Below are 4778 nucleotides of genomic sequence, written 5' to 3' on the forward strand. Positions count from 1 at the left end.
ACGACGGTGTACCCGCCGATCTCCGACCCCGGTGTCAGCCCGATCCGCTCCATGCGCAGCCACGCTAGCCGTCCGACCTGCGATCCGAGCGCTCACGGCCGGGCGTGCCGCCGCACGGGCGACTAAGGTCGAAGCCAGATCCCGAGGAGCTGATGCTGTGCCGATCGCTGTGCCCGAACGCGGCTACGACCTGGTCGTCGTCGCCAACCGCCTGCCCGTGGACGTGACCGTCGGCGAGGACGGCGAGCCGACCTGGACCCGCTCACCCGGTGGCCTGGTGACCGCCCTCAACCCGGTGATGGCGCAGGCCGACGGCGCGTGGGTGGGCTGGAGCGGCGCTCCGGACCACGACGTCGAGCCGTTCGAGGTCGACGGCACCGAGCTGATCCCCGTCACGCTGTCCGCGGAGGACATCGAGAAGTTCTACGAGGGCTTCTCCAACGACACCCTGTGGCCGCTCTACCACGACGTCATCTCCCCACCGACGTTCCACCGCACCTGGTGGGAGGCCTACCAGCGCGTCAACCGCCGCTTCGCCGAGGCCGCCGCCGGTCAGGCCGCGCACGGCGCGACGGTGTGGGTGCACGACTACCAGCTGCAGCTGGTCCCCAAGATGCTGCGCGAGCTGCGACCGGACCTGCGGATCGGCTACTTCCACCACATCCCGTGGCCGCCGCTCGAGCTGTTCATCCAGCTCCCGTGGCGCAAGCAGGTCGTCGAGGGGCTCCTCGGCGCGGACCTCATCGGCTTCCAGCGCGGCGGCGACGCCGCCAACTTCGTCCGCGTGGTGCGCCGCCTGACCGGCCTGACGACGCGCGGCCAGGTCATCACCCTGGCCAAGCACGGCAAGGTCGAGCGGCACGTGCGCGCGGCCGCGTTCCCGATCTCGATCGACTCGGGCGCGTTCGACGAGCTGGCCCGCACCCCCGAGGTGCAGGCCCGCGCGAAGCAGATCCGCACCGAGCTCGGCGACCCCGAGGTGCTCCTGCTGGGCGTGGACCGGCTCGACTACACCAAGGGCATCCGCCACCGCATCAAGGCGTACGGCGAGCTCCTGCACGACGGCCGGCTCTCGGCCACGTCGACGACCCTGGTCCAGGTGGCGAGCCCGAGCCGCGAGAACGTCGACGCGTACGCCCAGCTGCGCGACGAGGTCGAGCAGCTCGTCGGCCGGATCAACGGCGACTACGGCCAGGTGGGCCACGCGCCAGTCCAGTACCTGCACCAGTCCTTCCCCATGGAGGAGATGGCGGCGCTGTACCTCGCGGCCGACGTCATGCTCGTGACCGCCTTGCGCGACGGCATGAACCTCGTGGCCAAGGAGTACGTCGCGGCCCGGTCCGACGACCGCGGCGCGCTCGTGCTGTCCGAGTTCACGGGCGCGGCCGACGAGCTCACCGGCGCGATCCTCGTCAACCCGCACGACATCGACGGCATGAAGGACGCGATCACCTACGCGGTGCACATCGACCCGCGCGAGTCGCGCAAGCGGATGCGCCGCCTGCGCCGACGCGTGCTCGGTCACGACGTCAACGCCTGGTCGCAGGAGTTCCTCGCTGTGCTCACGGCGGTGCCCAACCGCGAAGGACGGGGTGGGCATGTCTGAGCTCATCACCGCCATCGCCGCGACCGCCCGTCCCCTGCTCGTCGCGCTCGACTTCGACGGCACGCTCGCCCCCCTGCAGGACGACCCGAGCGCGTCGCGGATCATCCCCGCGGGCGTTGACGTCCTCGCCCGGGTCGCCGCCCGGCCGGACGTGTCGCTCGCGCTCGTCTCGGGCCGCGCGCTGCACGACCTGCACGCTCTGGCCGAGGTCCCCGAGGGCACGTTCCTCATCGGCAGCCACGGTGCCGAGCGCGCGCGCGTCACGCGCTTCGGCCTCGACCGCGACGTCGTGCAGCTGACCGACGACGAGGCCGACCGGCTCGCCTCGCTCGGAGCGCGCGCCGCGGGCCTCGTGCGCGGCAAGGACGGCGTGTGGGTCGAGACCAAGCCCACCGCTGTCGTCGTGCACACCCGGCTCGCGCAGGACGAGGACCGGCAGGAGGCGGAGGCCGCGGCGCTCGCGCTCGGCGCCGAGCTCGGCTCGGGCGTGCTGCACGGCAAGGACGTCGTCGAGATCTCGGTGCTGCACGCGAGCAAGGGCGAGGCCCTGGCCGCGCTGCGCGACGAGCTCGGCGCGCGTTCGGTGCTCTTCGCGGGTGACGACACCACCGACGAGCGCGCGTTCGAGGTCCTCGGGGACGGCGACGTGACGATCAAGGTCGGCCCCGGCGACTCCCTCGCGCGGCACCGCGTGGGTTCCGCCGACGAGCTCGTCGAGGCGCTCACGACGCTCGTCTGACCTGCGACGTCGGACCAATCGGACGAACCGCCGCGGGTGGCTTCACCTGCCCCGTGATTTCGGCGTGACGGGCCCGCCGGATGTGCGAGAGTGCGCCTACGTTCTCGACCCTGGAGCACCTGTGCCTGTCACCACCTCGCGCCCGATGCGGCGTCTCCTCGCCCTGACCGCCGCCCTCGGAACGGCGGTCGCCGGCTCGGTCGTCGTCGCCCCCGCAGCCGAGGCCGACGGGTCCTGCACGACCCGCTCCTGCACGGTCACGTACTACTACGAGGGTTCCGAACCGCAGACCTGGACCGTCCCGGCGGGCGTGACGTCCGTGGATGCCCTGCTCGTCGGTGGCGACGGGCTCGGCGGCTCGGGCACCACGGCCGGATTCGGTGGCGTCGTCGAGGGCACGGTGCCGGTCACGCCCGGCCAGGAGCTCACCCTGCGCGTCGGTGCATGGGCCGGGGACTCCAGCTACGGCGGCGGAGCGACCGCCGGCGGCGGCGGCGGAACGTTCCTTGCCGACCCGACCAAGCTGCTCCTGGTGGCCGGCGGCGGTGGGAGCATCGGCTCGAACGGCCAGCAGGGCGGAAACGGCGGAGGCGGCCTGTCGCTCGACGGAGCGGCGGGCGCCGGCATCGGCGGAGGCGGAGGAGCGACCGCGACGTCGGCCGGCACCGCTGGCGACGCGAGCGCCGAGCCGGGCACGGGCCCGGCGACGAGGACGACGTTCGGCACCGGCGGCGCGCCCGCGACCGCGACCATCGGCGCGGGCGGCGGCGGCTACTTCGGCGGTGGCGGCGGCGGGGCCGACGGCGTCGAGAGCTTCGGTGGCGGGGGTGGGTCCGGCTACGTCGGTGAGGGCGTGAGGCTCGTCGCGCCCCGCACGCCACCGTTCGCCGACCTCCGCGGCCTGGTGGTCCTCACGTACGCGGCGCCTGCTGCGGTGACGACGACGGCGACGATCGCCCTGGGCTCCGACCACGCGGTCGCCGGCAGGTCGACCAAGGCGAAGGTCACGATCACGGCCAGCAGCGAGACCGACCTGACCGGCGGCACGGTCCAGCTCCTGGTCGACGGCAAGAAGTCCGGCGCGCCCGTCGCGGCCGCGATCGACGGCGCCACGGCCGCCGCGACGCTCACCGTCCCTGCCACCGGCGTCGGCGTGCACCAGGTCTCCGCGGCGTTCAGCGCGGACGACGCGGGCCTCGCGTCCACCACCAGCAAGGCCGCCTTCACCGTCCTGCCCGCGACGCTGCCGTGGACGATCGTCGACGCGAAGGGGCACGCGGTCACGTCGCCGCTGTCGTCCCCCGAAGTGTTCGCGCGCGCGACGGGCCAGCTCCCGGGCGCAACGGTCCGCGCTGAGGTCAAGATCGACGGCGAGTGGACGGTCGGGTTCGGCGAGGAGGATGAGGACGGCGAGGACATCGAGGGGGGCGAGCAGGCCGAGGTCGCCGACGACGGCACCGTCGAGATCCCTCTCGTGACGCCGATCTTCCTGGCTCTCACCAGCGACGACATCGCCGCCGACCACCCGATCCAGGTCCGCCTCGTCGCCGAGTCCCCCTTCGGCTCGGCCGGCGACCTGACCAGCACGGCCAAGACGGTGACCGTCCCCGGCTTCACGATGCCGATCGACCTGCAGGTCGACCCCGGCCCCTACCGTTCCGGCGACGGGGTCGACAACGCGGTCAAGGTGTCGATCAGCTGGTTCGACGAGGACCTCGTGACGGCAACCGTGGACGACATCGTCGAGATGCTCGACGAGGGCCAGCTCACGCTGCGGGTCGACGGCAGGGCCGTGGACCCGCAGGACATCGACGCCGACGCGGCCGACGACGAGACGGCCGTGCTGACGTTCGCCGCCCCGAGGACGCCCGGCGACCACACGGTCCAGGCGATCATCGAGGCGACCGAGCCGACGATCTACAGCGCGTCGAAGGTCCGCCACTTCACGGTCGCGCCGAGCACGTTCGACGCGGCCCTGCTCGACGACGACGGCAACGCCGTGACCACCGTCCACCCGGGCGACACGCTCCACGCCGCCGCCGCGGGCCTGCTCCCGGGGACGAAGGTCGGCTTCGAGCTGCACTCCACGCCCACGGACCTGGGCTCCGCCACGGCGGACGCGGACGGCTTCGCGGTCGCGGACGTCACGATCCCGCTGGGCACGCCCGCCGGGAAGCACACGCTCGTGGTGACGGCGACCGACGCGCTCGGCGACGTCCACGTGCAGAAGGTCGCCGTGACCGTCGTGGTCGCGGCCGACCCGGACGACGAGCTCGCGGTGACCGGTTCGAACGTGCAGCCGATGCTGCTGCTCGGATCGCTCCTGCTGCTCGTCGGCGCCGGTCTGCTCGTCGTCGCACGACGCCGCAGGGCCTGACGGCCGCAGAATCACCCCCTGCGAGCGCCGGGCAGCCCTCTGGGCGCCCGGCGCTC

At 73.2% G+C, this 4778-nt stretch carries 3 protein-coding genes; all 3 read left to right on the top strand.

Annotated elements, in window-relative coordinates:
* Window positions 1–157: 157 nt before the first annotated feature.
* Window positions 158–1606, top strand: coding sequence for an alpha,alpha-trehalose-phosphate synthase (UDP-forming) (locus tag D1825_RS01150; protein WP_118765685.1), 1449 nt, complete (start codon window positions 158–160; stop codon window positions 1604–1606).
* The gene (gene otsB, locus D1825_RS01155; RefSeq protein ID WP_118765687.1) at window positions 1599–2345 is read left to right on the top strand and encodes a trehalose-phosphatase; all 747 of its coding nucleotides are present in this window, start codon (window positions 1599–1601) and stop codon (window positions 2343–2345) included. Before D1825_RS01150 ends, otsB begins: the two co-directional genes overlap by 8 nt.
* Before the next feature lie 145 nt (window positions 2346–2490).
* Window positions 2491–4722 carry an Ig-like domain-containing protein gene (locus tag D1825_RS01160; RefSeq protein WP_147356246.1) on the top strand — a complete coding sequence of 744 codons (2232 nt, stop codon included), beginning with the start codon at window positions 2491–2493 and terminating at the stop codon, window positions 4720–4722.
* Window positions 4723–4778: the final 56 nt, after the last annotated feature.

Source organism: Cellulomonas rhizosphaerae, from assembly GCF_003470205.1.
GTDB lineage: Bacteria > Actinomycetota > Actinomycetes > Actinomycetales > Cellulomonadaceae > Cellulomonas > Cellulomonas rhizosphaerae.

What these genes read in the sequence shown, in the direction of transcription:
- otsB (WP_118765687.1), top strand. Translation starts at nt 1,599, where the DNA reads ATGTCTGAGCTCATCACCGCCATCGCCGCGACCGCCCGTCCCCTGCTC.
- D1825_RS01160 (WP_147356246.1), top strand. Translation starts at nt 2,491, where the DNA reads ATGCGGCGTCTCCTCGCCCTGACCGCCGCCCTCGGAACGGCGGTCGCC.